This window comes from Ramlibacter tataouinensis TTB310 (assembly GCF_000215705.1).
Lineage (GTDB): Bacteria > Pseudomonadota > Gammaproteobacteria > Burkholderiales > Burkholderiaceae_C > Ramlibacter > Ramlibacter tataouinensis.
In genome coordinates, this window is the sequence record NC_015677.1 from 295,509 (window position 1) to 319,707 (window position 24,199).

Consider the following 24,199-nt stretch of genomic DNA (forward strand, 5'->3'; position numbering starts at 1 on the left):
AATTGGAGTCTGCGGCCTCCGGTCCCAAGCTACGATCACCGGCGGACGGTCCGGGCTCCAGAGCGACACCCGGTCAGATATCAGACTTCCGCGGTGCCATAGGCCATAGAACCTCGACATGCCAATTAGGTGGAAACACTCCTCGCGCTTTGATCCCAGCGTCGTCCTAAGAAAGATCGACGCAGCACGCACTGTGAATCCTGAGGGCGGCGCTTCGTTCAGTGGCTTCGATTGGGAGGAATGTCTTCCCGCCCTCCATTCGATGCTGCAGATGCCGCCAGCCGCTCTTGAAGTTGATTCTTCGCACCTTGTATGGCGGGCCCTCACGCAGGTCCGTGGGGCACTGAACCCGACCAATTTTTTGGCAGCGACCAACTCTGAGTTGTCTGCGCTGCTGGCCACACGCGAAGAACAGTATCGGCTGCTCACTACTATCTCTGTGCGGAGAGACCACTTGCCCGGAAGCGTGTCGTCTCAAGGCGCCAGTATCCGGTTTCTGAAGACGGCATTTCCAAGCAAATTCAACGCTCGCAGTCAGCTGATTGAGAAACATCCGGCGGGTATCAGAGACACTCCGGCGGCGTACTGCCCCCTAATCATTTCTCTCAAAGCAAAATCGCCGACAGCTGCTGTTAACAAGGCGCTACGTGCTGTCGACCTGCAGCGCGCGCTGTGGTGCCTTATGGCGAATCCTCGCATGCAGATTTCCTTTGGCTCGACTGCAATGGACCCAATCAATGTGGTCCGCCTTGGCGGTTACCACACCCTGCATCACCAAGACGGATCTCCGGCAGGCGACGGTCTCTGGTTCGAACCTGGGTTTGTACCGAGCTACGCTTTAGTTTTCTCCAAGCCAGCAATTGTCCGAAAGAACACGCAGTGGGCATTGCGTCGGCTTGCAGTCAGCAAATACAAGGACGAACTGGTCTCTGCAATGGTGCGCTATGCCCGTGCCTTCGACGAGTGGGACTCTAACACTGCCTTCATCCGCCTGTGGTCGGCGCTCGAATCACTGGTGACCCCTGGATTCGCCGACTACGAGAGACTCGTGCGGCGGTGCGCGTTCCTATTCCAGGAGGGTGACTTCCATCGGCAAATGCTTGAGCACCTCAGGGAGTATCGCAATGATTCAGTTCATTCAGGTGAGCTCTCTGACCGCGCGCGAATATTGTGCTATCAGCTGCAGCTGTACTTCGGAGCGCTAATCTGGTTTCACCTTCGAAACGCATCCTTCTTCTTATCTCTGGAGGAGGCGAATCGCTTCTTGGACTCTCCAGCGGACGCTGGACAGATACGCCGGCAGCTGCAGCTGGCACGAAAGGCGCTCGGTTTTCTGCGATAGGGCCTGGCTGTCCCGATGCGACTCTTGGGAGTAACCAAGCGTTTGAAGCTGTGGACCACCGAGCACAGGGCCGCGACATCGACGAGTGCCTGCAGCTGCACGGCGGCTACGGCTACATGAACGACTCTGATCGACCGCATGTACGTCGGCGCACGCATCCAGCGCATCTATCGTGGTGCCAGCTCGGGACGGGGGAGTTCCTTCATTCGTTAGACCTTCGTCAGCATTCATTGGAGGCAGAGGAGAGCTGCGTGCGCGCTGCCCGAGGCGGATGTATGCTGCCGGAATCGGGCCACATTGAAGTCGCTACGTGTACCGGCTGCTTGCCTATCTCATCCCTTTTATACTCATCGCGATTGAGTACGGGCTCCGCTTTGCGCTGAAAACGGACACGGCCGGATTTGTAGGTCCGACGCTCGCGACCGCGGCAGTCGGTCTCTTAGTGCCGGCACTTGCCCTGAAATCGAGATCGGCGGCGTTGTCGCCTGAATTTCAGCAGGAACTCATCAAATTGAAGGCAACAGTTCGCTCCTCCACGGACGAACGCCTCGCTGCTCTCTCTCTGCTCTTACTGTTGATCTTTATCGCGGCGTGGGTATGGACACTTATCCTTGCCGAGCGAAATGATGCAGTAACTATCTTTTATTTTGACCGACCGGTTTTCATCGGTTTGAGCTGCTACATGGTGTCCGTCGTGGTGGCGGAGTTGAAGGAGGCGGCATGATCGAAGTCGCGGCCGCTTTGCTCTCTGCTGTGGTAGGAGCGCTTGCCGCCGTGTTCGCAAGCATTGTGAAGGTGCGGCTTGCCAAGAGGAGGCTGGAAGATGGCGATCTGAAATATGAGATCAAGGGGCGGGCGATTAATGTTCCAGTTGCGAAGGATCTAACCAGCTTGGAACGCCGAGTGAGTTCGCTGATGGATATCTCGCCCAGATTGGCTGTACTCGACGGCTGGGGTTTAGTCACAAGAGCCATTCTTCAGCGCGCCCGCTTGTCTCGTGATAGCAAGTTCGACGCGTCTCAGAACGTGCTTCAGATTGCACGCGACATTCCAGAGATCAGTGAAGAGACTATCGAACGTCTTAGTCGGCTACGGGTGGCTCGAAACCTTGTAGCGCACGGAGCTGAGAACGTTGAAGACGTCAGATTGCGTCAAGCCGCGGAGCTGATTGTTCCTATTCTTTCTGAGATTGGCATCCCCTTGGAAGAAGCATCTACTAAGCGCGATCAGCCCTAACAGGTCATATCCAGCATCGTTAGTGGGCTGCATGAGCCCGTGCCATCATGGGCTCCGCGTGGTAGGAACCAGCGCCAAACGTCCTAGCGGCTTGCAATGAGCTGGACCTGTATCGGCGTCAGCACTTCCTTGGGGTTGTCCCTGTTGTCCATGAGGGGCGATCAATCTTGGCAAGCGAGAGAAGCAGTCGTGTCGTCAGTGCGCGGTGTCCGCACGCTTGTACGCGCGCCCCGGGTGGAAGGGCTGCTGGTGGCGCAGCGTGGCAAAGCAGATGCGCGCGAGCTTGTTGGCCAGGGCGCAGCTCGCCTTGTTACTGCGCCGTCGCACGGCCAGCGCCCAGCAGCGCCCGCGAGCTTGTTATTGACTGAATAGCTTGAACTGCTGCACAGTCCGAATGACCATGGACACCTGAGATGCGAGTTCTCCTCGACAGCAATGTTTGGCGCTACATCGTCGATGAAGATGCTGTGTTCAAAATCAGGAGAGCAGTAAGGGCTGGTCCGCATCAGATTCTGGTCGCGCCTGCCGTCGTTTATGAGGCATTTCGGGCCTCGGACGAAGACCTCCGCATGCGGCTGCTCGACGCGCTCACCGACCCTAACTGGAAGAGAATGATGCCTGAGGCCTACTCCGAGGCTGAAGAGCTACTCTCGGAGGTTCGCCGACTACGACCAGCATGGCTGCGTGAGGATCCTGATCTGACGTTGCATCGCCGATTGCGATTCGATTGGAAACGTTCGCGTGGCGGATTCTGGGATCGAGCGCGACATCAGTCTAATTTCGAGCGATTTCGAGTGGATGTTGCAGACGCAGGCATCCTCGAAAGGGCTCAAGCTGAGGCTTACGAAATCCGCGAGCAGGCAAAAGAAATGCCGCTGAAGTTCGGGACGGTTCCTCTTGCTGATCTGCGTGGGCGCTTTGGAGAGCGGGCAAACAACTGGGATGGAGAAGACTTTGAGCCTTGGCGCTATGCTGCAATGACCATATGGATGGTTGCACTTAGCATGGAGCGGCACACGTATCAGGAGTGGCTGGAAGGAGTAGTCTTGCTTCCCCTGCTTTCGGTGCCCTCAGCAGATCTAACCAAGTTTTGGCTTAGAGACGTGCAAGCAGCCCGAATGCCCCGGACGTGGCTGCGCTTCGCCTTAGAGTTTCAGCAACGATTTCATAGGGTAACTGACGGTACGCCTGCCGATTCGCAACTTGTTACCTACCTTGTGGATGCAGATTTGTTTTTGTCCGCGGACAAAAACTTCGTCCGAATGGCGCAAAGATGCAAAGCAGAGGCGCCTATTTCCATTGCTAGTGCGGAGCTGGTGCCGGCCGGCAGCGCGGCAGTCGACACGGTGCTACGTAAGATCAGTCGTTAACCCCGCCGAACACGTCTAGCATTGCTGCCGGCGGCTGTGCCACTATGCATTCCACTGGCTTGTCCTTCTAACCAGTGCTTTATACGCTTTCCAAGCTCATCTGTAAGTCGTGCGGATATCGCTGGCTCGCGCACGAGGGCAATGTTGGGCGCAGCGAAACCCTCGTGCACGCCCCAAAGCTGATGCTTGCGGCGGAGCACTAAGAGCAGCTCGCCTGATTCGGCACGCGGCAGCAGAACCTCGCGCAAGAACTTCTGTGCTGCCCAGATACTAGGTAAGCCCGCGGCAAAGCGGACCTCCGTGTCTTCCATTCGGCGGGATGGATACGGGCACACATTAAGCACGCAGACTTTCCGCCTCAAGTCGTCAAGCTTCATGTCGATCGGCCGCGCAATATTGGGCCCGTAGAAGCTGTCCCACGGCTTCGGCAATGGCTCCTGCCCACTGCGCTGCCGTTCCATCAGAGCCGCGTGCTGCGCGTCCGCAGGCGAATATCGTGGGTTTCCGAGGCAGATCACCACCTTCGCCTGGTCCAGCGGCCCGTCGAACGGCCAGGGTCCGTACTGGCTGGTCTCGAAGCTCGCCGCCCGGCGCCCGTTCGCCGCTAGCCGCTTTTCTGCCTCGAAGAAGGGCATGTCGAAGGGGTGTATGCGGCTGCCGCGGCACGCCGACCAGAACTGTTCGAAGTCGCTACCGCAGTACACCTGGGTATTGTCTCCCGTGGTGCTAAAGGCGTCAACGCCAGAGCATCGGCCGCGTGCCGAAGCCCTCGCCAAAGTTCGCAGGCAACAAGGAACTCGCGTCCTTGGGCGCTGCTATCCGCGCGGCTCGCGGGGAGGTCGGCCTATCGCAGGAAGCCCTAGCCGCCGAGGCAGAGCTCGGCCGTGGCTATGTTGGTGGCATCGAGCGGGGAGAGCACAACCTCACACTCATGAACCTTTCCAGGATCGCAAAAGCCTTGGGCAAGCGGCCTTCCGTCTTGCTTGCGGCTGCCAGCTTGTGAAAAGTGGGTGGGGCGCGCGGTACTTTAAACAGCATAGAGCGGAATCGGTGCAGCGCAGCTCGTGGCGGCGCCGCGATCCCCGAGCGTCCAGTTGCTCATATTTTTATAGCGCCGGGAAACATCGGATACTCGTCAGGGGTTTCAGAAACCCCCGAGAGCTGGTCGAAACCCCTGCGAAACCCCTAACGGTACGCGGATGTCAGCGAATGACGGCGCACGTGCGCGGATAGCAATCCAGGGTTTCTATAGTAGAAGGAAATAGACCGGGAGGGTCTCGACACACCGTCGCGAACGGTGGCGAACATGGAAGGTGGCGCGGCTGGCGGGGATCGAACCCACGACCCTTGGCTTCGGAGGCCAATACTCTATCCACTGAGCTACAGCCGCATTCGGGATGCGAGCCGCATTATCGCCCATGCGGCCCGCCTCGCCGCCGCAAGGCCGGGCAGACCGGCCGGCACGGGGGCGCCGTCTATAATCTAAGGTTGTTTTCAAAGCCCCGAATCACTTGAGGACGCCATGAGCGAGAGCATGCAGGAAGCCAACCATACCGGCCCGATCAGGACGCCCAAGCAGCTGTTGTGGGCCGTGCTGTTCTCCTTCCTGGTGCCCGTGTTCATCATCATCGGGCTGGTGGCCTACGTGACCTCCGACAACAAGCCCGCCGGCAGCACGCGCGCCGAGGCGTATGCGCTGGGCGGCCTCACGGCGCAAGATCTCAGCCGCGGCGTGGCCGAGCGCCTGCAGAAGGTGGGCACCGTCGAGATCCGCGACGCCAACCGCCCGCTGGCCAACGGCGAGACCGTGTTCAAGGCGCAATGCGCCAGCTGCCACGTGGCCGGGGTCGCCGGCTCGCCCAAGCTGGGCGACACGGCCGCCTGGGCCGCGCGCATCCGCAGCGGCTTCGACACCCTGGTGACTTCCGCGCTCAAGGGCAAGGGCGCCATGCCCCCGCAGGCCGGCGGCGACTTCGAGGACGTGGAGATCGCGCGCGCCGTGGCCTACATGGCCAATTCGGCCGGCGCCAATTTCGCCGAGCCGCAGCGGCCCGCCGCCGGCGCCACGGCCGACGCGGCACCGGCCCCGGCTGCCCCGGTGGCCGTCGCAGCGGCTCCCGCGGCTGCTCCCGCCCCGGCGGCCGCAGCGGCACCGGCTCCCGCGGCAGCGCCTGCAGCGACGGTGGCCGCCGCCGCGGGTGCCGGCGAAGCGCTCTACAAGCAGGCCTGCGCCGTCTGCCACGTGGCGGGTGTCGCCAACGCCCCCAAGTTCGGCGACAAGGCCGCCTGGGCGCCGCGCATCCAGCAGGGCCTGCCGGTGCTGGTGGGGTCCGTCATCAAGGGCAAGGGCGCCATGCCCCCGCGCGGCGGAGCCGCCAATGCGTCGGACGCCGACATCCGCGCGGCCGTCGAGTACATGGTCAACGCCGCCAAGTAAGGCGGTTTCAGGCTGGCCGTGCAACGCGGCCGGCCGCCGGACTCGGCACATAGCCGAAGCGGGCCGGCATCTCTTCGGCGGGCTGCTCCTGCGGCACCCACACCCCTTGCTCGACGGCGTCGGCGGCCAGGTCCATGTCCAGGCTGTGCACCAGGCCGAAGCCGATGTCGGTGTCCAGGTAGAGCCGGCCCTGCTGGTCGAGGAAAGCCGCCCGGGCCCGGGCGGGACGGCCGGTGTGGGCGGCCACCGAGAAACCCGTGTGCAGCCGCCAGACCAGCGGCGTCGCCTCCAGCTCCACGTACACCCGCTGCGGCCCGTTCTGGAAGAACCACTGGCCCTGGGCGTCGCGGTCGTAGTTGCGGTGGATGAACTCGATCAGCTTCTCGTGCCGCAGCAGCGAGCCCTTGGCTTGCGGAAAAGGCCCGGCCGCCTGCGCGCGGTCGTCCCGCATGTACCAGTTGCCGCGCGCGTCCAGGCCCAGCCAGCCGTAGCAGTGCGGGACGTTGGGCCACTTGGCCATGGCCTGGCGGACGATGTCATCCATGTAGACCCATTATGGGAAGGCCGCGGGCCTGGGCGTCAGCGCAGAAACGCGTCGTAACCTGTCTTCAGGATCAGCGCGCTGACCACGGCGATGAAGACCACCCGCACGAAAGCGGCGCCGTGGCGCAGCGCCAGGTGCGTGCCCATCAGGCTGCCCGCCACGTTGGCCAGGGCCAGGGCCAGTGCGTAGTGCCACCAGACATGGCCCTTGAGCGCGAACAGCGCGAGCGCGGCCAGGTTGGTGGCGGTGTTGAGCAGCTTGGCCGCGGCGGACGCGTTGAGGAAGTCATAGCCCAGCCAGCGCACGAACAGGAACACGAAGAAGCTGCCCGTGCCCGGCCCGAAGAAGCCGTCGTAGAAGCCCAGCGTCAGGCCGATGCCGCAGGCCACCAGCCGCTCGGCACCCGGGGCGAGGCGCGGGGCGTGGTGGCGCCCCAGCTCCTTTTTCACCAGCGTGTACGCCAGCACGCCCAGCAGCACGAAGGGCAGCAGCTTGCGCAGGAAGTCGGCCGAGACCACGGTGACGGCCCAGGCGCCGGCGAAACCGCCGGCCAGGCCCGCCGCCGCGGCCGGCAGCAGCGCACGCCAATGCAGATCCACCCGCCGGCTGTACTGCAGCGCGGCCATGGCCGTGCCCCAGACCGAGGCGCCTTTGTTCAGGCCGAACAGGCTGGCGGGATGCGTCGTCGGGAAGATCGCGAACAGCGCCGGCACCAGGATCAGGCCTCCGCCGCCGACGATCGCGTCCACGAAGCCTGCCAGCAGCGAGGCCAGGGACATCAGCAGCAGTTCCATGCAACCGATTGTCGCATCCGGCTGTGCTTCGGATTTGATAGCAATGCAGCCAGGCCGCGCCGGGCACCGAGCATCCCCTGCCGGAAAAACAAAAGGCGCCCCCAAGGGCGCCTTTTGAGCCTGCATCGCTGTCTTCGAGGCCGGCCGATCTTTTGATGTTCTGTCGAGAGTTTGTCTCCTCGGACCCTCGCCTTCGAGCGCAAGCGCTGTTGCGAGTGGCGTGACTCTACGAGTTCGCACTGCCTTAGTGCATCAGGACTTTCCCGGGCTTCTCGTCAAGACCCCGATGATGCGAAAGCGACACCTCTGGTGACGTCAAGGATGAGCATCTCTATAGTGGACGCGGCCGCCCGTTGGGCACGGCATTCACGATATCGAGGAGGTCTTCCATGCGTTTCATCCGGACCGCGGCTGCATTGCTGCCCGCTTTCTTCTTGTTGGCCTGTGGCGGCGGTGGGGGCGGCGGCGACGGCGGCGGCACCAACAGCCCGACGGCCGCGGCCGTCACCATCACCGAGTCCAACGCCATGGCCGTCAGCGCCGAGGCGGTGGGCAGCGTGAGCAACACCGAATCCGCGCAGGCTGGTGCCGGCCTGGCTGCGGGCGTGCAGGTCGACCCCGCCTCCGGTGGCGGCAACGGCGCCACCCGGAAGCTGGCCCAGTCGCTGCGCGCCGTCGCTTCGCTCGCCCGGCCGACCGCGGGCGTCGCCACCGGCGTGGCGGTCGACCAGACGGAGGCCTGCCCTGCGGGCGGCACCCTGCGCACCAGCGGATCCATTTCCAACCCGGAAGCCGGTTTCACCGCCGGCGACAGCATCAGCACCGTGGCCGACAACTGCCGCTTCGACGACGGTGCCGGCGGCATCGCGATGACCATCAACGGCAGCTTCAGCCTGACGGTCCACAGCGGCACCCTGGGCGGCATGCCGCCATTCAATGTGTCCTTCAGCATCAGCATGCGCAACTACTCGGTCAGCGACGGCACCGAGACCATCGTGTTCAACGGCGACAGCCGCTTCGACTGGGTGGCCAACAGCGACACCGACCAGACGATCACGGTGAGCGGCAGCGCCTTCGCCAGCGCCGCCGGCGACCGTCCCGTGGTGTGGAAGAACTACAGGCAGACCCTGGTCGTGAACGGCCTGGCGGCCAGCTCCGACCTGGACGCGACCGTGGAGACCACCAACCCGCGCGTGGGCGCCGGAACGGTCAGCTATGTGATCACCACGACCACGCCCCTGGCCATGGACGGCAGCGGCCGCATCACGGCCGGCCGCATCACCGTGACGGGCGCCAACAACTCGGCCGTGGTCCTGGCCGTGACGGCGCCCGACACGTTCAGCGTCCAGATCGACACCAACGGCGACGGCGGCTACGAGAAGACCCAGACGGTCACCCTGGCCGAGCTGCAGGCGCAGCTCTGAGCATGGGGGCCGGCCAGCGCCCGCGGCGCGCAGGGTTCGCCGCCGGCTGGGTGCTGGCATTCGCCGGCGCGGCGATGGCGCAGGCGCCCGAGCCGCCGGTGCTGCAGTGGAACGCCGCCGCCGGGGCGACCCAGCGGCGCCTGTTCGAGGAGTCGGCCACGGGCGAGCGCCTGCTGGCCGAACGCGGCGTGATGGGGCGGGTGGAGCTCGGCGCGAGCTTCGCACCGGCCAACGGGCCGGCCTTTGCCGCCGAGGCGGGCTGGGCCGCCGGCCGCCTCGACTACGACGGCCAGACCCAGACCGGCGCTCCCCTGCAGACCGCTTCGCGCCACCACGATGCCGACCTCACGCTCTTGTGGCGTCCCGGGCCTGCAGGGTCCTGGGGCGAGGCCTGGCTGCTGCTGCAGGGCGCCCGCCAGCACCGCGACATCGAGTCGATCGGCCGGGTCACCGGGCTGGTCGAGACCTCCTGGCTGCTGATGCCAGGCCTGCGCTGGCGCGGTCCTGCCGAGGCGGCCCGCGGCTGGCGGCTGTGGCCGCAGGTGGAGGCGCGCGTGAGCGCCTACCACCGCCTGGAGGTCGACTTCAACGGGCTGTTCGACGACGCCCGCCTGGACGGAGGCCGGCGCTGGGCCTTGGCGCTGGGCGTGGACGCGCAGGCGCCGGATGCGGCCTGGCGCCTCGCGCTGCGCTGGACGCGGGCCCGGCAGGTGGTCAGCCAGACCCGGACGCTGTACCGCAACGGCGCGCCGGTGGGCACGGTGCGGCAGCCGCGCCTGGGTTACGACGACCTGACGCTGACCCTGAGGCGCGATTTCTAGGCCGCCGTGGCACCTGCCGCGCGCCGCACCCACTCGGCCGCCCTCTCCGCCATCATCAGCGTGGGCGAGTTGGTGTTGCCGCTGGTGATGGTGGGCATGGCGCCGGCATCGACCACGCGCAGGCCGGCCACCCCGCGCACGCGCAGCTGCGCATCCAGCACCGCCAGCGGGTCGTCGTCCGAGCCCATCTTGGTCGTGCCCACCGGGTGGAAGATGGTGGTGGCGATGTCGCCGGCCAGCCGCGCCAGCTCGTCGTCGCTCTGGTACTGCGGGCCGGGCCGCCATTCCTGCGGCTGGTAGCGCGCCAGCGCGGGCTGGGCGACGATGCGCCGCGCCACCCGCAGCGAGTCGGCGGCCACCTGCCGGTCCTCGGGGGTGCTGAGGTAGTTGGGCGCGATGGCCGGCGCGTCCTCGAAGCGCGGGCTGCGGATGCGCACCGTGCCGCGGCTGGTCGGGTTCAGGTTGCAGACGCTGGCGGTGAAGGCGTCGAAGTCGTGCAGCGGCTCGCCGAAGGCATCCAGGCTGAGCGGCTGCACATGGAACTCGATGTTGGGCCAGGGCTGCTGCGGGGTGCTGCGGGTGAAGGCGCCCAGCTGGGACGGCGCCATGCTCATGGGTCCGCTGCGCGACAGCGCGTATTCCAGGCCGATGCGGGCCTTGCCCCACCAGCTGTTGGCCAGGGTGTTGAGCGTGGTCACGCCGCGCACCTTGAAGACGGCGCGGATCTGGAGGTGGTCCTGCAGGTTGGCGCCCACGCCGGGCAGGTCCCGCAGCACGGGGATGCCGTGCTGCCGCAGCACCGGCGCCGGGCCTACGCCCGACAGCTGCAGGATCTGCGGCGAGCCTATGCTGCCGGCGCACAGCAGCACCTCGGCCGTCGCGGCGGCGCTCACCATCTCGCGGCCGGTCCACACCTCGGCCCCGACGCAGCGCAGACCGCCGTCGGGGCCGGGCTCGATCCGCAGCCGCTTGACCTGCGCGCCGGTCCACATCTCGAAATTGGGCCGGCCGTAGCAGATGGGCCGCAGGAAGGCCTTTGCCGTGTTCCAGCGCCAGCCGTCCTTCTGGTTCACCTCGAAGTAGCCCACGCCCTCGTTGCTGCCGCGGTTGAAGTCGTCGTTGCGCGGGATGCCGGCCTGCTGCGCCGCCTCGACGAACGCGTCCAGCAGGTCCCAGCGCAGGCGCTGGCGCTCGACCCGCCACTCGCCGCCGGCGCCGTGCAGCGCATCGGCGCCCTTGTGGTAGTCCTCGTGCTTCTTGAAGTAGGGCAGGCAGTGGTCCCAGCGCCAGCCCCTGTCGCCGGTGAGCTCGGCCCAGTGGTCGTAGTCGCGCGCCTGGCCGCGCATGTAGATCATGCCGTTGATGCTGGAGCTGCCGCCCAGCGTCTTGCCGCGCGGGTAGCGCAGGATGCGGCCGTTCAGGCCGGCGTCGGCCTCGGTCTGGTACAGCCAGTCGGTGCGCGGGTTGCCGATGCAGTACAGGTAGCCCACCGGGATGTGGATCCAGTGGTAGTCGTCCCTGCGCCCGGCCTCGATCAGCAGCACGCGCCTGGACTTGTCGGCCGACAGGCGGTTGGCCAGCAGGCAGCCGGCCGTGCCGGCGCCGATGATGATGTAGTCGAAGGTCGCTTCGCTCATCGGCGAAGCTTACTTTGCCGTGGGCATCACGAACTCGGCGCCCTTGCCGATGCTCTCCGGCCAGCGCTGCATGATGGACTTCTGCTTGGTGTAGAAGCGAACGCCTTCCTCGCCGTAGGCGTGCATGTCGCCGAACAGGCTTTTCTTCCAGCCGCCGAAGCCGTGCCAGGCCATGGGCACGGGGATGGGCACGTTGATGCCCACCATGCCCACCTGCACGCGGCGCGAGAACTCGCGCGCCGTGTTGCCGTCGCGGGTGAACAGCGACACGCCGTTGCCGAATTCGTGGGCGTTGATCAGGTCGACCGCTTCCTTCAGGTCCTTGGCGCGCACGCAGCCCAGCACCGGGCCGAAGATCTCCTCCTTGTAGATCTTCATGTCGGGCGTGACGTTGTCGAACAGCGTGCCCCCCATCCAGAAGCCGTTGTCGCAGCCCGCCCCGGCCTTGGCGCCCTGGAACTTGCGGCCGTCCACCACCAGCTTGGCGCCTTCCGTCTGGCCCTGGCCGATGTAGCCGGTGATGCGCTCGTGCGCCACCTTGCTGACGATCGGGCCCATCTCGGCGTCGAGTTCCACGCCGTTCTTCACCTTGAGCGATTCGGTGCGGTCCTTCAGCTTCGCCATGATCTGGTCGGCGGCGTTGCCCACCAGGATGCCCACCGAGATCGCCATGCAGCGCTCGCCGGCGGAACCGAAGGCGGAGCCGATCAGCGCGTCGACCGCCTGGTCCATGTCGGCGTCGGGCATCACCACCATGTGGTTCTTGGCGCCGCCCAGGGCTTGCACGCGCTTGCCGTGCTTCGCGCCCGTTTCGTAGATCTTCTGCGCGATCGGCGTCGAGCCCACGAATGAGATCGCCTTGACGTCCGGATGTTCCAGCAGCGCATCGACGGCGTCCTTGTCGCCCTGCACCACGTTGAACACGCCATCGGGCAGGCCGGCCTCCTTGAGCAGCTCGGCCATCATGATCGACGGCGTCGGATCCAGCGGGCTGGGCTTGAGGATGAAGCTGTTGCCGGCGGCCAGGGCCACCGGGTACATCCACATGGGCACCATCACCGGGAAGTTGAACGGCGTGACGCCGGCCACCACGCCCAGCGGCTGGCGCATCGTCCAGTTGTCGATGCCGGTGGAGACCTGGTCGGTGTAGTCGCCCTTGAGCAGCTGCGGGATGCCGCAGGCGAATTCCACGATGTCGATGCCGCGCGTCACTTCGCCCTGGGCGTCGGTGAACACCTTGCCATGCTCGGCCGTGATGGCGCGGGCCAGCTCGTCGCGGTGCCGGTTGAGAAGCTCCAGGAACTTGAACATCACGCGCGCGCGGCGGATCGGCGGCGTGTCGGCCCAGGCCGGGAAGGCGGCCTGGGCGGCGGCGACGGCCTGCGCCACCTCGCCCGCGTTGGCCAGCGCCACCTGACCGGTCACCCGGCCGACGGCGGGGTTGAAGACCTCGGCGCGGCGGCCGCTGCGGCCCGGCACCAGGCGGCCGGCGATCCAGTGTTCGATGGAGGCGATACCGGCGCCGGCCGGGGTCTTGTCGGGTGCGTTCATGCGGTTGTCTCCTGAGGGCGGCCGGCCAGTCTATGCGCTGGGCCCCGCCTTGCAAAGAGCGGCCAGCCGATCAGATTGTTCGAGATGTTGAACAATGCGGCCCATGCAAACGCCCGCGCCCGCCTTCGCCGACCTGCACCTGCTCACCGTGCTGGCGCAGACGCGCAGCTACACCCAGGCGGCGCGGCGGCTTGGCCTGTCCAAGGCCACGGTGAGCCTGCGCATCGGCGAGCTGGAGCGCGCGGCGGGCGTGCCGCTGGTGCGCCGTACCACCCGCTCCGTCTCGCTGACGCCGGCCGGCCAGCAGCTGGTGGAGGACACGCAGGGCCCGTTCGAGCGCATCGAGCACAGCTTCGCCAGCGTGCGCGACCTGGCCGGCACGCCGCGCGGCCGGGTGCGCCTGACGGCGCCGGTGGCCCTGGGCCGCCAGCACCTCGCGCCCACGCTGCCGGCCTTCATGCGCCGCTATCCCGACATCCGCCTCGAGCTCCACCTCGACGACCGCTTCGTCAACCTGGCGCAGGAGGGCTTCGACCTGGCGGTGCGCCACACCCAGGTGCCGCCCGACAGCTACGTGGCCTGGCCGCTGTGCGGCTCGCGCTCGCTGCTGGCGGCCAGCAGCGCCTACCTGCGCGGGCGCGGCACGCCGGCGCACCCGTCCGAGCTGGCCCAGCACGCCTGCCTGGCCTACCTGCGCGACGGCACCAGCCAGGGCTGGTCGTTCGAGCGCGACACGCGGCGCGGGCCGGAGCGCGTGCTGGTGCCCATCGCCGGGCCGCTCAAGGCCAACAACAGCGAGGTGCTGCGCGAGGCGGCGCTGGCCGGCCTGGGCATCGCCCTGCTGCCGGACTTCAGCGCCGCGCCCGGCTTGGCCAGCGGCGAGCTGGTGCAGGTGCTGCCGCAGTGGAAGCCGCTGGGCTTTTTCGGCGAGCGCCTCTATGCCCTGCGCCCCGGCTCGCCGCGCGTGCCGCGGGCGGTGCAGCTGCTGGTTGACCACCTGCGTCAGGCGTTGGCGCCGGGGTTTCCGCTGCCCGGCCGCTAGGCTGGCTCATCCGCGGAAGGGGACGCGGCTCGTCCGGCTTTCCTACAGGCGGGCGCGCACTCAGCCATTACGATGAACGCCCCCCACGCCTCACGACGCCAGCGCCCATGCAGGACAGCATGCCCCGCCTCGAGCCCCCGTCCGCCCACGGCGGCGGGCCGGCGCGCGTGCTGGGCCAGTGGACCGCGGCGCAGTTCGCCCGGCCGCGGCTGCTGCGCGGTTTGCTGGCCCGCCTGGGCGGCGCCGGGCCGGGCCAGGCCTGGGACCTGAGCCAGGCCGAGCAGCTGGACCATGTGGGCGCCCAGCTGCTGTGGGACCACTGGGGCCGGCGCTGGCCGGAGCAGCTGCAGGCCCTGCCGGCGCAGCGCGCCATCCTGGAGCGGGTGGCCGAGTACACGACCGGCACGCCGGCGCGCCGGCGTGCCGGCTGGCGCCGTGCCTGGCTGGGCCTGGGGTCGCGCGTGCTCCACGCCGGCCACGAACTGCAGCTGTTCGTGCGGCTGATCGGCCAGCTGGCGCTCAACCTGGGCCAGCTGCTGCGCGCGCCGCACCTGGGCCCCTGGCGTGATTTCTCCGGCCACCTGTACCGCATCGGCGCCACGGCCCTGCCGATCACGGCCCTGGTCGGCTTCCTGATCGGCGTGGTGCTGGCGTACCTGACCTCGCAGCAGCTGCGCGCCTTTGGCGCCGACGCCTTCATCGTCAACATCCTGGGCATCGCCCTGATCCGCGAGCTAGGGCCCATGCTGGCGGCCATCCTGATCGCGGGGCGCTCCGGCTCGGCCATCACCGCGCAGATCGGCGTGATGCGGGTGACCGACGAGCTGGACGCGATGAGCGTGATGGGCATCTCGCACAGCTTCCGCCTGGTGCTGCCGCGTGCGCTCGCCCTGGCCATCGCCATGCCTCTGATCAGCACCTGGACCACGTTGTGCTCGCTGGCCGGCGGCCTGCTGGCGGCCTACGTCGCGCTGGGCATCACGCCCACCTTCTTCCTGAACGCGCTGCCCGAGGCCGTGTCCCTGGGCAACCTGGTGCTGGCGGTGGGCAAGTCGGTGGTGTTCGGCCTGCTGATCGCGCTGGTGGGCTGCCACTTCGGCCTGCGCGTGGAGCCCAACACCCAGAGCCTGGGCCAGGGCACCACGGCCTCGGTGGTCACGGCCATCACGGTGGTGATCCTGGTCGATGCCCTGTTCGCCATCGTGTTCCAGGAGGTGGGGCTGTGACGGCCGGCGGCGCCGCGGCCGTGATCGAGATCCGCAAGCTGTGGAGCGTGTTCCACGCGCCCGGCCGCCGCTTCGTCATCCACAAGGACCTGGACCTCACGGTGCGAGCGGGCGAGGTGGTGTCCATCGTCGGCGGCTCGGGCACCGGCAAGACCGTGCTGCTGCGGCAGATCCTGGGGCTGGAGCAGCCCGAGCGCGGCGAGATCCGGGTGCTGGGCGAGCCGGTGGGGCGCACCGCGCGGCGCGGCGCGGCCAGCCGCATCGGCATGCTGTTCCAGCACGGCGCCCTGTTCTCCGCCTTCAGCGTGCTGGAGAACATCGCCTTCCCGCTGCGCGAGCTCAAGACCCTGCCGCCCAAGCTGGTGCGCGATGCCGCCATGGTGAAGCTGCGCATGGTGGGCCTCAAACCCGAGGACGCCGACAAGATGCCGGCCGACCTGTCCGGCGGCATGATCAAGCGCGTGGCGCTGGCGCGGGCGCTGATCATGGACCCGCCGCTGCTGCTGCTGGACGAGCCCACCGCCGGCCTGGACCCGGACAGCTCCGACGGCTTCGTGCGCCTGCTGCGCTCGCTGCACCGCGACCTGGGCCTGACGGTGGTGATGGTCACGCACGACCTGGACACGCTGTACGAGCTGTCCACCCGTATCGCGGTGCTGGCCGAGCAGCGCGTCATCGTCACCGGCCCGCCCAGGGAGGTGATCGCCTTCCAGCATCCCTTCGTGCACGACTTCTTCCTGGGCGAGCGCGGCCAGCGGGCCATGGAGCTGCTGCGCGAGTACCCGTTCACCATCTGACCAAGAGAGAAAAGAAAGGCAAGCGCATGGAAAACAAGGCCCACGCCCTGGCTGCCGGCGTCTTCGTCGTCCTGGTCGCCGCACTGCTGCTAGTGCTGGCGGCCTGGCTCACGCGCGACACCGGCGAGCGCGACATCTACGAGATCTCCACGCGCGAGACCGTCACCGGCCTGCAGGAGCAGGCGCCGGTGCGTTACCGCGGCGTGGACGTCGGCAAGGTCGAATCCATAGGCTTCGATCCGCAGGCCCAGGGCAGCGTGCTGGTGCGCCTGTCGGTGGACAGCCAGGCGCCGGTCACGCGCAACACCTTCGCCACGCTCAGCTTCCAGGGCGTCACCGGCCTGGCCTTCGTGCAGTTGGACGACAACGGCCAGCCGGCGCCGCGCCTGGTGCGCGACGACGGCGAGCCGCCGCGCATCCCGCTCAAGCCGGGGCTGCTCGCCTCGCTGGCCGAGCGCGGCGAGGTCATCCTGGAGCAGGTGGAGCAGATCACCAGCCGGCTCAACAACGTGCTGGCGGACCCGAACCAGAAGCGCCTGACCGGCGCGCTGGACAACGTGGGTCGCGCGGCGGCCGACATCAGCACCCTGTCGGGCACCCTGACCACCGTGCTGAACGCGCAGCTGGGCCCCGACCGCGTGAGCATCCCGGATTTCGTCAAGGATGCCGATGCGGCGGTGCGCTCGCTGCGCGAGACCTCGGACGAGGCGCGCGGTGCCCTGGCCGAGGTCGGCCGCACCGCGCAGCGGCTGAACGCGCCCAATGGCCCCGTCGAGCGGCTGGCCGAGGGCACGGCGGCGCTGGCGCAGGCGGCCGAGTCGTTCAGCAGCTCGACGCTGCCGCGCATCAACCGGGCCACCGAGGACACCTCGCGCGCGGTGCGCCAGCTCTCGCGCACGGTCACCGGCATCAATGACAACCCGCAGTCCCTGATCTTCGGTGCCGGGGCCGTGGAACCGGGGCCGGGCGAGCAAGGCTTCGACCCCCGGGAGGCCGGCCGATGAAGAGGGCCCTTCGGCAACATGCCGGCGGCGGCCGCGCCTGGACACGGGCCCTGCCGCGCTGGGCCGCGCCCGGCCTGCTGGCCGCGCTGCTGGCCGCCTGCGGCACCTTCGTCGACCGGCCGCAGCGCCCGACGCTGTACGACTTCGGTCCGCTGGCGCTGGCCACGGCGCCAGCGGCCGGTCCGGCCCAGCCGCCGCTGGTGCTGCCCGAGGTCGAGGCCGGCGCCGCGCTGGACGGCTCGGCGGTGCTGTATCGCCTGGGCTATGCCGACGCCCACCAGCTGCGGCCCTATGCCCAGTCGCGGTGGAGCGCGCCCCCGGCCCAGCTGATCCGCCAGCGCCTGCGCGAGCACCTGGGCCGCCAGATGGTGGTGCTGAACCTGGGCGAAGCCGCGCTGGGCCGGGACGGCAACGCGCGGCCGCGGGTGCTGCGCCTGGAGCTGGAGGAGTTCGCGCAGCACTTCCAGAGCGAGAGCGCCAGCGCCGGCGTGCTGCGGCTGCGCGCCACGCTGTCGCGCAACACGCCGGAGGGCGAGCGCCTGCTGGCGCAGCGCAGCTTCTCCGTCGCGCGGCCCGCGCCCACGCCGGACGCGCCGGGCGGCGTGCAGGCGCTGGCCGATGCGGTCGACACCCTGGCCGGCGAGATCGCGCGCTGGCTGGGCCAGGTCGCGCCGGCGGCGCCGGCTCCCGCGGGCTGAGGGCGGAAAGGCCGTCACATGCCCCGGGACACGCCGCCGCCCGCCGCACCGACCGACGCCCCAACCGCCGAGGCCGCGGCCCTGGTCACCGCCGCGGGACCGGCGCGTTCGGCCGAGGCCCTGATGCGCGAGGCCGGCCTGGAGCTGCTGGGCCCCTGCCAGCAGCTGTCGCGCTGGCCCGGCCTGATGGAGCAGTCGCCGCTGCTGCAGGATTTCACCGCCGCCGAGGCCGATATCCTGGGCCAGGCCATGCTGCGGGTGCGCGCGCGCCCCGGCCAGCGGCTGATCGCCGAGGACCACCCCAGCGACTGGATGATGCTGCTGCTGGCCGGCACGGTGGACATCGGCAAGCGCAAGCTGGGGCTGGAGGCCGACCATCCGCAGGCCGGCGAGGTCACCCGCCTGGCGGTGCTGCGGCCGGGGGCCCTGCTGGGCGAGATGTCGATGCTGGATGGCGAGCCGCGTTATGCCAGCTGCTGGGCGCTCAGCGAGGTGGAGGCGGCGGTGATGACGCGGGCCGACGTCGCCGGCCTGATCACGCGGCATCCCGGCGTCGGCGCCAAGCTGCTGGTGAAGATCACGCAGCTGCTGGCGCAGCGGCTGCGCAACACCAGCAACCAGCTGGTGCGTGTCCTGCAGTCGGGCGCACCGCCGCAGCCGCGCTGAGCCGCCGGCGGCCCCTCCCGTGCCGCGGCCGGCGCTGCGGATACTTCCACTTCACGTGGGGCGCGCGCTGCAGTACAACGGCTGCAAAGAAGGCCGGCGCCGTGCCGGCGCTTGCCGAGAGAAGGGATTTGCGATGGATGGAGCTGAGCGCGACCGGCGGCACCGGGCCCGCCTGGAGCGGATCAACCATGTGCAGCTGGTCGTCGGACGCGGCGACCGCCTGCGCATCGACCACGAGGGCACGCTGATGGAACGCGCGCGCATGATGGTGGAGGAGATCAGCGCGCACCAGGCCACCGAGCGGGGCCTGCTGGCCTTCGAGCGCCTGCTGCGCCTGGCCGAGGAGGGCCAGGCCCGCCAGGCACGGGAGATCGGCGAGTTCATCGCGGCGGTCTGGAACAACAAGCCGCTGCCGCTGGTCACGCTGCGCGGCCTGGAGCCGGCCGTCGGCGACGACATGCTCGCCGTGCTCGACGCCTTCCGCTACGCCCGGCTGAACCTGGCCGAGCAGGTCGAGGGCGGCCCCGCGCGGGTATGCCGCTTCCTGGACAGGCGCGGCCTGGCCCGCGCCTGATGCGGCGGGAGCCGGGTCCGCCGGCGGCGGGTCAGTGCGCTTCCTCCATGCGCACCTCGTCCTCGCGCGGCTGCACCGCCTCCTCGCCCGCCACACGCGCCAGCCGCGACTCGCGCACGAAGCGCTCCAGCGTGGTTTCGCCGGGCGGCAGGTAGGAGGTCGGCCGCCCGGCGGCCCCGGCGTCGGCCGGCGGCAGCGGCTCGCCGTGCGCGGTGACCTGGCCGGCGTCGCGGTCGGCGGTCAGCGCCAGCTGGCGGGCGAAGTCGGCCTCGGTCCAGCTCTCCAGCGGCACGAAATGCGCCTCGCCGTCCATGCCGTCCAGCAGCAGGTCCAGCACGCCGTCCAACAGGTCGGGGCCGTACACCGCGGTCCAGGGATGGCCGGCATCCGCCGCCACGGCCTGCCCGGCGTCCAGCGCGTCGAGCAGCCGCACGGCGCGCGCGCTGCGGTCCCATGGCAGGTACACCGGGCCGGTGCGGGCCACCAGCACGCCGCTGGGCAGCGGCGCAGGCGCCGCGCCGCCCACCGCCGTGACGAACAGCGCGCAGGGCACCCCCAGCTCGGCGCACTGCCGCGCCAGGGCCGGCAGGCGGCCGCTGGCGGGCTCGGGCACCGTGGTCAGCGGCCGGGTCACGTGGTCGCGGTCCCGGGCGTCCAGCACCGCCCAGGGCCTGCAGGCACGCAACTGCGCCAGGGCGCTGCCGGCGCCGGCCAGCACATGGCGCAGGCCGCGCACCTCGCATGCGCGCTGCGCCAGGTGGGTCAGCGGGCCATCGTCGCCGACGATCAGCAGCGGGGCGCCGTCGTCGCAGGCGGCCGGTCCGCCGCTGTGTCCGGCCACGGGGACGTGGGCCTGGCCCGCCGGCGCATCGATGAAGCGCGATTCGCGGCGCCACCAGCCGGGCGCCTCCAGGCCCGGCGCCTGCGCCGGCCGGCCCTGGGCCAGGTCGCGCAGCACGCGCGCCAGCAGCGTGGGCCGCGGGCGGCCCGAGCGCACGTCGAACACGCCGGGCTCGTAGTGGCCGGCATGGCGCGTGACCATCCGGTTCCAGTCATAGGACCCGAGCAGCGACCAGGCCGTGACGGCGCGCAGGTCCATGCCTTCGCGCCGCAGCTGCTGCGCGCCTTCCCACACCTCCACGAACCAGCGCACCTGCTCTTCGCGGGTGGCCCCGTTGTGGCATTCGGTCACGGCCAGCGGCAGGCGGTAGCGCTCCCAGGCCTGGCGCAGCAGCTGCGGCAGGCCCAGCACGCCGGGGCGGTGGTTGCGGATGGCGTCCACGTCCACGTAGGGGATGCCGGCGCAGTCGCCCAGCTCGCGGTCGGCGATGGCGCGGTGCGGGTGGCGCTCGACGCGGTGGTCCAGCAGCCGCTCGCTGGACAGGTAGTGGTTGATGCCCACCACGTCGGGCGGGCAGGGGTCGTCCGCGATGGCGCGCAGCCGCTCCTCCAGCCCGAAGGCGCACAGCCGCTCCCACAGGGCGTGGCCCGGCACCACCTTGCCGCACAGCAGGTCCCAGCCCATCCAGCGGCGCTCGTTCTGGTGGTCGGCCTCGCATTGCAGCGGCGGCGTGGCGTGGCAGAAGCCCAGGTCGTCGGTCTGCACCAGGCGGGCCTGCGGGTTGACCGCGCGGATCTCGCGCATGGCCAGCCGGGTGGCATCGATCTCATTGAGCAGGGCCCGCCAGAACAGGCCTTCGTCGGTGGTGTGCGGGTACCAGTAGCCGTACAGGGCGGAAAAGCGCGCGGTGGTCAGCGGCTCGTTCACCGGCGTCCAGTCGCGCACCCAGGGGTAGCGCCGCGCCACGGCGGCGGCGTGGCGCGCCAGTCCCGCCGCGAAGTTGTCCATGACCAGGCTGGTGTAGGCCGGGCCGCTGCCGTGGTGGCACAGCGTCACGATGGGGTTCAGGCCCAGGCGGGCCATCTCGGGCAGGCGCTCGTCGGTCCAGCGGAAGTCGATCTCGTCGGGGCTGCGCGGCGACATGCGTTCCCACAGGGCGGGGTAGCGCAGCGACCGCATGCCCAGCCCGGCGAACAGGGCCAGGTCGTCCAGCCGATGCTCGTGGCCGCTGCGGGGCGTCTGGTCGAACCAGCGGTCGCCCACCCGGTTGACGGTGCATTCGTAGCCGCCCCAGAGTTCCAGGGCGGCGGGGTCATGGTCGGTGGAAGCAGGAGACGATGAAAGGGAAGGGGACGAGGGGAGAGCGGGGGTCAGATCGTTGTACGAAGTCATGGCCCACATCCTTGACAGGGCCCCAGGGTCTATTTGTAGGACGTTATTGACGATGTCCGCGAGGGGCGGGCGCCCCTCCTCGGCCATGTATCGCGCACCAGCCCGGCAAGCGCCGGAACTTGTGCAGGCTTGAGGTCCTGCTACGGCTGCGGCGGCCGTCGCCGGAACATGCCATGGCCTTCCATGTGCAGCACCTGCTCGCCGCGCTGGTTGAACATCTCCCACACCGATCGCACCAGGCCGATGTCGGGCCGGCTGGCCGAGGGCCGCGACTCGGTGACGCGGTGCCGCAGCGTCAGCGTGTCGCCCGGGTAGACGGGCTTCATCCAGCGCAGGTTCTCCAGCCCGGGCGAGCCCATGCTGCTGGAGGTGCGCAGCAGGTTGTCCACCGTCAGCCGCATCGCCATCGCGCAGGTGTGCCAGCCGCTGGCGCACAGGCCGCCGAAGACCGAGGCCTTGCCGGCGGCTTCATCGAGGTGGAAGGGCTGCGGGTCGAAGCGCGCTGCGAAGTCCTTGATCTCCTGCGCCGTGGGCGTGACCGAGCCCAGCTCGCGCACCGAGCCGGGCTGCAGGTCCTCCCACCAGGTGGTGACCGCGGGGCTGTCCATCAGCGGCCCCCCGACACGTCGAGCAGGCTCATGGTGGTGTAGCTGGCCGCGGGCGAGAGCAGCCACACGATGGCCTCGGCCACCTCCTGCGCCGTGCCGCCGCGCTGCATGGGCACCTGGTGGGCCAGCTGCCGCACCCGGTCGGGGATGCCGCCCGAGGCGTGGATCTCGGTCTCGATCAGCCCGGGCCGCACCGCGTTGACGCGGATGCCGTCGGCGCCCACCTCCTTGGCCAGCCCGATGGTGAAGGCGTCGATCGCGCCCTTGGCGGCCGCATAGTCCAGGTACTGGCCGGGCGCGCCCAGCCGGGCCGCGGCGCTGGAGAGGTTGACGATGGCCCCGCCCGCGCCGCCGCGGCGCGTGCTCATGCGCCGCACCGCCTCGCGCGCGCACAGCAGGCTGCCGATGACGTTGATGTCGAACATGCGCTTCCAGCGCGCCACGCTCATCTCCTCCAGCCGGGCCGTCACGTCGACCACGCCGGCGTTGTTGACCAGGCCGCTGAGCCGCCCCAGCCGGGCGTCGACCTGCTCGAACATCGCCAGCACCTGGTCCTCCTGCGCCACGTCGGCGCGCACGGTGATCGCGGTGCCGCCCGCGGCGCCGATCTGCCGCACCACCTCATCGGCGGCCGAGGAGTTGGCGGTGTAGTTCACGGCCACCGCCCAGCCCTGCCGGGCGGCCAGCAGCGCCGTCGCCGCGCCTATGCCGCGGCTTGCCCCAGTGACCAACAAGACTTTGTCCATGCCCGTCCTTTCCCTGCGACCTGCGGGTAAGCTTCGCACCCATTACAGCAAAGACACCCGCCAGGGTGCACCGGAGACGTACCGTGAGCCAGCGCATCGACTACTTCCTCGCGCCGCAAAGCCCGTGGACCTACCTGGGCCACGAGCGCTTCATGCGCATCGCGCAGGCGGCCGGCGCCACGGTGCGCGTGCTGCCCATGGACCTGGGCCAGGTGTTCCCGGTCTCCGGCGGCCTGCCCCTGCCCCAGCGGGCGCCGCAGCGCCAGGCCTACCGATTGGTGGAACTGCAGCGCTTCGCGCGCCATCTGCGGCTGCCGCTGAACCTGAAGCCCCGGTTCTTTCCCGTGGCCGGCGACGACGCGGCGCGCCTGATCATCGCGGTGGACATGCGCGAGGGCACCGAAGCGGCGATGCGGCTGGTCGGCGCCGTGCTGGCGGCGGTGTGGGCCCAGGAGCGCGACATCGCCGACACGGCCGTGCTGGCCCAGCTGCTGGACGAGCAGGGCCTGCCGGTGCAGCGCCTGCAGGACGCGCGCGATGCGCAGGTGCAGGGGCGCTATGAAGCCGCCACGCGGCAGGCCATAGCCGCCGGGGTGTTCGGCGCCCCCAGCTACGTGGTGGAGGGCGAGATCTTCTGGGGCCAGGACCGGCTCGACTTCCTGGAGCGCAGGCTCAACCGCAACGACAAGGAGAACCTCATGGGTGAATTCATCGATCTGAAGGCCGCCGACGGCAACGTGTTCCCGGCCTACGTGGCCAGGCCCGCCGGCCAGCCCAGGGCCGCCGTCGTGGTGCTGCAGGAGATCTTCGGCGTCAACTCGCACATCCGCTCGGTGGCCGACGGCTACGCGGCGCAGGGCTACCTGGCCGTGGCCCCGTCCACCTTCCACCGGGTCAAGCCGCAGGTCGAGCTGGGCTATGCCGAGGCCGACATGAGCGCCGGCTTCGCGCTCAAGACCGCGGTGGAGGCGCTGCCCGCCCCCGGCGTGATGCAGGACATCCAGGCCGCCATCGACTGGGCCGCGGGGCAGAAGGCCGGCTCGGGCAAGGTGGGCATCGTCGGCTTCTGCTGGGGCGGCCTGCTGACCTGGCGCGCCGCCTGCACGCTCAAGGGCCTGTCGGCGGCCGTGCCCTACTACGGCGGCGGGGTGACCACGCCGGACGAGGTGGCCCGCGTGCCCCGGGTGCCGGTGCTGGCGCACTTCGGCGACCAGGACCACTGGATCCCGCTGGACAGCGTGGAAGCCTTCAAGCGCGCCCACCCGGACGTGGAGGTGCACGTCTACCAGGCCAACCACGGCTTCAACTGCGACCAGCGCGGCTCGCACAACGCCGAGGCGGCGAAGCTGGCGCGCGAGCGCACGCTGGCGTTCTTCGCCAAGCACCTGGGGTGAGCGGCCGGTGGGCCGTTTCCTCCAAGGCCTGGCAGCCGGGTGGGTGGCGGCCGTC

Annotated in this window: 25 protein-coding genes, 1 tRNA gene and 1 pseudogene; 17 read left to right on the forward strand and 10 right to left on the reverse strand. The window is 69.1% G+C overall.

Translation table 11 applies throughout. The features are described from left to right. The first annotated feature begins 118 nt into the window (after positions 1 to 118). The 3 genes from RTA_RS20525 to RTA_RS20530 all read left to right on the forward strand — a co-directional run bounded on the left by RTA_RS20525 (position 119) and on the right by RTA_RS20530 (position 2,578). The gene (locus RTA_RS20525; RefSeq protein ID WP_013899590.1) at positions 119 to 1,342 is read left to right on the forward strand and encodes a hypothetical protein; all 1,224 of its coding nucleotides are present in this window, start codon (positions 119 to 121) and stop codon (positions 1,340 to 1,342) included. 310 nt (positions 1,343 to 1,652) lie between these two features. After that, positions 1,653 to 2,066: a hypothetical protein gene (locus RTA_RS01450; protein ID WP_041674949.1), complete on the forward strand. Its 414-nt coding sequence runs from the start codon at positions 1,653 to 1,655 to the stop codon at positions 2,064 to 2,066. After that, complete coding sequence (locus tag RTA_RS20530) at positions 2,063 to 2,578, forward strand: hypothetical protein (RefSeq protein WP_013899591.1); 516 nt, start codon at positions 2,063 to 2,065, stop codon at positions 2,576 to 2,578. The genes RTA_RS01450 and RTA_RS20530 overlap by 4 nt, the downstream gene beginning before the upstream one ends. A 195-nt stretch (positions 2,579 to 2,773) precedes the next feature. On the opposite strand, the gene RTA_RS21340 is transcribed toward RTA_RS20530, so the two are convergent. Further along, positions 2,774 to 2,905, reverse strand: a complete 132-nt coding sequence (locus RTA_RS21340) for a hypothetical protein (protein WP_264362131.1) — start codon at positions 2,903 to 2,905, stop codon at positions 2,774 to 2,776. Positions 2,906 to 2,991: 86 nt separating this feature from the next. Between RTA_RS21340 and RTA_RS20540 the strand changes: the two genes are divergently transcribed. After that, a complete protein-coding gene (locus tag RTA_RS20540; protein ID WP_013899592.1) occupies positions 2,992 to 3,948 on the forward strand; it encodes a hypothetical protein in 957 nt (318 codons plus the stop codon). Here RTA_RS20540 and RTA_RS20545 read toward each other — a convergent pair. Continuing rightward, entirely contained in the window at positions 3,945 to 4,583 is a 639-nt protein-coding gene (locus tag RTA_RS20545) for a hypothetical protein (protein ID WP_143762880.1), read from the reverse strand. The two genes, RTA_RS20540 and RTA_RS20545, sit on opposite strands and share 4 nt — an antisense overlap. A gap of 122 nt (positions 4,584 to 4,705) precedes the next feature. Between RTA_RS20545 and RTA_RS20025 the strand changes: the two genes are divergently transcribed. Then, complete coding sequence (locus RTA_RS20025) at positions 4,706 to 4,951, forward strand: helix-turn-helix domain-containing protein (protein ID WP_013899594.1); 246 nt, start codon at positions 4,706 to 4,708, stop codon at positions 4,949 to 4,951. Between the two features lie 311 nt (positions 4,952 to 5,262). Here RTA_RS20025 and RTA_RS01455 read toward each other — a convergent pair. Beyond that, positions 5,263 to 5,338: transfer RNA gene (locus tag RTA_RS01455), tRNA-Arg, on the reverse strand. 132 nt (positions 5,339 to 5,470) lie between these two features. Between RTA_RS01455 and RTA_RS01460 the strand changes: the two genes are divergently transcribed. Beyond that, the gene (locus RTA_RS01460; RefSeq protein WP_013899595.1) at positions 5,471 to 6,385 is read left to right on the forward strand and encodes a c-type cytochrome; all 915 of its coding nucleotides are present in this window, start codon (positions 5,471 to 5,473) and stop codon (positions 6,383 to 6,385) included. A gap of 7 nt (positions 6,386 to 6,392) precedes the next feature. Here the strand turns inward: RTA_RS01460 and RTA_RS01465 are convergent, their stop codons facing one another. Beyond that, positions 6,393 to 6,929, reverse strand: coding sequence for a DUF2946 family protein (locus RTA_RS01465; protein ID WP_013899596.1), 537 nt, complete (start codon positions 6,927 to 6,929; stop codon positions 6,393 to 6,395). A 35-nt stretch (positions 6,930 to 6,964) separates the two neighbouring features. Continuing rightward, positions 6,965 to 7,723 (reverse strand): sulfite exporter TauE/SafE family protein, encoded by a 759-nt coding sequence (locus RTA_RS01470; protein ID WP_013899597.1) that lies wholly within the window; start codon positions 7,721 to 7,723, stop codon positions 6,965 to 6,967. A gap of 389 nt (positions 7,724 to 8,112) precedes the next feature. Here RTA_RS01470 and RTA_RS01475 point away from each other — a divergent pair, with 389 nt between their 5' ends. Together RTA_RS01475 and RTA_RS01480 are read left to right on the forward strand one after the other, a co-directional pair. Beyond that, complete coding sequence (locus RTA_RS01475; RefSeq protein WP_013899598.1) at positions 8,113 to 9,147, forward strand: hypothetical protein; 1,035 nt, start codon at positions 8,113 to 8,115, stop codon at positions 9,145 to 9,147. A 2-nt stretch (positions 9,148 to 9,149) separates the two neighbouring features. Further along, the gene (locus RTA_RS01480) at positions 9,150 to 9,968 is read left to right on the forward strand and encodes a hypothetical protein (RefSeq protein WP_013899599.1); all 819 of its coding nucleotides are present in this window, start codon (positions 9,150 to 9,152) and stop codon (positions 9,966 to 9,968) included. Here the strand turns inward: RTA_RS01480 and RTA_RS01485 are convergent. Together RTA_RS01485 and RTA_RS01490 are read right to left on the reverse strand one after the other, a co-directional pair. Beyond that, positions 9,965 to 11,605 (reverse strand): GMC family oxidoreductase, encoded by a 1,641-nt coding sequence (locus RTA_RS01485; RefSeq protein WP_013899600.1) that lies wholly within the window; start codon positions 11,603 to 11,605, stop codon positions 9,965 to 9,967. The two genes, RTA_RS01480 and RTA_RS01485, sit on opposite strands and share 4 nt — an antisense overlap. Before the next feature lie 9 nt (positions 11,606 to 11,614). Continuing rightward, the gene (locus RTA_RS01490; protein WP_013899601.1) at positions 11,615 to 13,156 is read right to left on the reverse strand and encodes a CoA-acylating methylmalonate-semialdehyde dehydrogenase; all 1,542 of its coding nucleotides are present in this window, start codon (positions 13,154 to 13,156) and stop codon (positions 11,615 to 11,617) included. A 94-nt stretch (positions 13,157 to 13,250) separates the two neighbouring features. Between RTA_RS01490 and RTA_RS01495 the strand changes: the two genes are divergently transcribed. The 7 genes from RTA_RS01495 to RTA_RS01525 all read left to right on the forward strand — a co-directional run bounded on the left by RTA_RS01495 (position 13,251) and on the right by RTA_RS01525 (position 19,163). After that, on the forward strand, positions 13,251 to 14,198 hold the full coding sequence (locus tag RTA_RS01495) for a LysR family transcriptional regulator (protein ID WP_013899602.1): 948 nt from the start codon (positions 13,251 to 13,253) through the stop codon (positions 14,196 to 14,198). 119 nt (positions 14,199 to 14,317) lie between these two features. Next, positions 14,318 to 15,424, forward strand: a complete 1,107-nt coding sequence (locus RTA_RS01500; RefSeq protein WP_013899603.1) for an MlaE family ABC transporter permease — start codon at positions 14,318 to 14,320, stop codon at positions 15,422 to 15,424. Continuing rightward, entirely contained in the window at positions 15,421 to 16,221 is an 801-nt protein-coding gene (locus tag RTA_RS01505) for an ABC transporter ATP-binding protein (RefSeq protein ID WP_013899604.1), read from the forward strand. The genes RTA_RS01500 and RTA_RS01505 overlap by 4 nt, the downstream gene beginning before the upstream one ends. Positions 16,222 to 16,247: 26 nt before the next feature. After that, positions 16,248 to 17,225: an MlaD family protein gene (locus RTA_RS01510; RefSeq protein ID WP_013899605.1), complete on the forward strand. Its 978-nt coding sequence runs from the start codon at positions 16,248 to 16,250 to the stop codon at positions 17,223 to 17,225. Beyond that, complete coding sequence (locus RTA_RS01515) at positions 17,222 to 17,923, forward strand: ABC-type transport auxiliary lipoprotein family protein (protein ID WP_013899606.1); 702 nt, start codon at positions 17,222 to 17,224, stop codon at positions 17,921 to 17,923. Before RTA_RS01510 ends, RTA_RS01515 begins: the two co-directional genes overlap by 4 nt. Before the next feature lie 18 nt (positions 17,924 to 17,941). Next, positions 17,942 to 18,589 carry a Crp/Fnr family transcriptional regulator gene (locus tag RTA_RS01520; RefSeq protein ID WP_013899607.1) on the forward strand — a complete coding sequence of 216 codons (648 nt, stop codon included), beginning with the start codon at positions 17,942 to 17,944 and terminating at the stop codon, positions 18,587 to 18,589. A gap of 133 nt (positions 18,590 to 18,722) precedes the next feature. Next, positions 18,723 to 19,163: a DUF7673 family protein gene (locus RTA_RS01525; protein ID WP_013899608.1), complete on the forward strand. Its 441-nt coding sequence runs from the start codon at positions 18,723 to 18,725 to the stop codon at positions 19,161 to 19,163. Between the two features lie 31 nt (positions 19,164 to 19,194). On the opposite strand, the gene RTA_RS01530 is transcribed toward RTA_RS01525, so the two are convergent. The 3 genes from RTA_RS01530 to RTA_RS01540 form a co-directional block, all read right to left on the reverse strand. After that, complete coding sequence (locus RTA_RS01530) at positions 19,195 to 21,396, reverse strand: family 1 glycosylhydrolase (protein ID WP_013899609.1); 2,202 nt, start codon at positions 21,394 to 21,396, stop codon at positions 19,195 to 19,197. 140 nt (positions 21,397 to 21,536) lie between these two features. Continuing rightward, positions 21,537 to 22,004, reverse strand: coding sequence for a MaoC family dehydratase (locus tag RTA_RS01535; RefSeq protein WP_013899610.1), 468 nt, complete (start codon positions 22,002 to 22,004; stop codon positions 21,537 to 21,539). Then, positions 22,004 to 22,750 (reverse strand): SDR family oxidoreductase, encoded by a 747-nt coding sequence (locus tag RTA_RS01540; RefSeq protein ID WP_013899611.1) that lies wholly within the window; start codon positions 22,748 to 22,750, stop codon positions 22,004 to 22,006. The genes RTA_RS01535 and RTA_RS01540 overlap by 1 nt, the downstream gene beginning before the upstream one ends. Positions 22,751 to 22,833: 83 nt before the next feature. Here RTA_RS01540 and RTA_RS20030 point away from each other — a divergent pair. Both RTA_RS20030 and RTA_RS01545 read left to right on the forward strand, forming a co-directional pair. Further along, positions 22,834 to 23,430: pseudogene (locus RTA_RS20030) on the forward strand (2-hydroxychromene-2-carboxylate isomerase); the annotation flags it as partial. A gap of 18 nt (positions 23,431 to 23,448) precedes the next feature. Continuing rightward, positions 23,449 to 24,144: a dienelactone hydrolase family protein gene (locus RTA_RS01545; protein ID WP_041675894.1), complete on the forward strand. Its 696-nt coding sequence runs from the start codon at positions 23,449 to 23,451 to the stop codon at positions 24,142 to 24,144. Positions 24,145 to 24,199: the final 55 nt, after the last annotated feature.

Bases quoted from the DNA above. Each gene is read 5' to 3' on its own strand.
- RTA_RS20525 (WP_013899590.1), top strand. From the start codon at position 119: ATGCCAATTAGGTGGAAACACTCCTCGCGCTTTGATCCCAGCGTCGTC.
- RTA_RS20530 (WP_013899591.1), top strand. From the start codon at position 2,063: ATGATCGAAGTCGCGGCCGCTTTGCTCTCTGCTGTGGTAGGAGCGCTT.
- RTA_RS20540 (WP_013899592.1), top strand. From the start codon at position 2,992: ATGCGAGTTCTCCTCGACAGCAATGTTTGGCGCTACATCGTCGATGAA.
- RTA_RS20545 (WP_143762880.1), bottom strand. From the start codon at position 4,583: ATGCCCTTCTTCGAGGCAGAAAAGCGGCTAGCGGCGAACGGGCGCCGG.
- RTA_RS01460 (WP_013899595.1), top strand. From the start codon at position 5,471: ATGAGCGAGAGCATGCAGGAAGCCAACCATACCGGCCCGATCAGGACG.
- RTA_RS01465 (WP_013899596.1), bottom strand. From the start codon at position 6,929: ATGGATGACATCGTCCGCCAGGCCATGGCCAAGTGGCCCAACGTCCCG.
- RTA_RS01470 (WP_013899597.1), bottom strand. From the start codon at position 7,723: ATGGAACTGCTGCTGATGTCCCTGGCCTCGCTGCTGGCAGGCTTCGTG.
- RTA_RS01475 (WP_013899598.1), top strand. From the start codon at position 8,113: ATGCGTTTCATCCGGACCGCGGCTGCATTGCTGCCCGCTTTCTTCTTG.
- RTA_RS01480 (WP_013899599.1), top strand. From the start codon at position 9,150: ATGGGGGCCGGCCAGCGCCCGCGGCGCGCAGGGTTCGCCGCCGGCTGG.
- RTA_RS01485 (WP_013899600.1), bottom strand. From the start codon at position 11,605: ATGAGCGAAGCGACCTTCGACTACATCATCATCGGCGCCGGCACGGCC.
- RTA_RS01490 (WP_013899601.1), bottom strand. From the start codon at position 13,156: ATGAACGCACCCGACAAGACCCCGGCCGGCGCCGGTATCGCCTCCATC.
- RTA_RS01495 (WP_013899602.1), top strand. From the start codon at position 13,251: ATGCGGCCCATGCAAACGCCCGCGCCCGCCTTCGCCGACCTGCACCTG.
- RTA_RS01500 (WP_013899603.1), top strand. From the start codon at position 14,318: ATGCCCCGCCTCGAGCCCCCGTCCGCCCACGGCGGCGGGCCGGCGCGC.
- RTA_RS01510 (WP_013899605.1), top strand. From the start codon at position 16,248: ATGGAAAACAAGGCCCACGCCCTGGCTGCCGGCGTCTTCGTCGTCCTG.
- RTA_RS01515 (WP_013899606.1), top strand. From the start codon at position 17,222: ATGAAGAGGGCCCTTCGGCAACATGCCGGCGGCGGCCGCGCCTGGACA.
- RTA_RS01520 (WP_013899607.1), top strand. From the start codon at position 17,942: ATGCCCCGGGACACGCCGCCGCCCGCCGCACCGACCGACGCCCCAACC.
- RTA_RS01525 (WP_013899608.1), top strand. From the start codon at position 18,723: ATGGATGGAGCTGAGCGCGACCGGCGGCACCGGGCCCGCCTGGAGCGG.
- RTA_RS01530 (WP_013899609.1), bottom strand. From the start codon at position 21,396: ATGACTTCGTACAACGATCTGACCCCCGCTCTCCCCTCGTCCCCTTCC.
- RTA_RS01535 (WP_013899610.1), bottom strand. From the start codon at position 22,004: ATGGACAGCCCCGCGGTCACCACCTGGTGGGAGGACCTGCAGCCCGGC.
- RTA_RS01540 (WP_013899611.1), bottom strand. From the start codon at position 22,750: ATGGACAAAGTCTTGTTGGTCACTGGGGCAAGCCGCGGCATAGGCGCG.
- RTA_RS01545 (WP_041675894.1), top strand. From the start codon at position 23,449: ATGGGTGAATTCATCGATCTGAAGGCCGCCGACGGCAACGTGTTCCCG.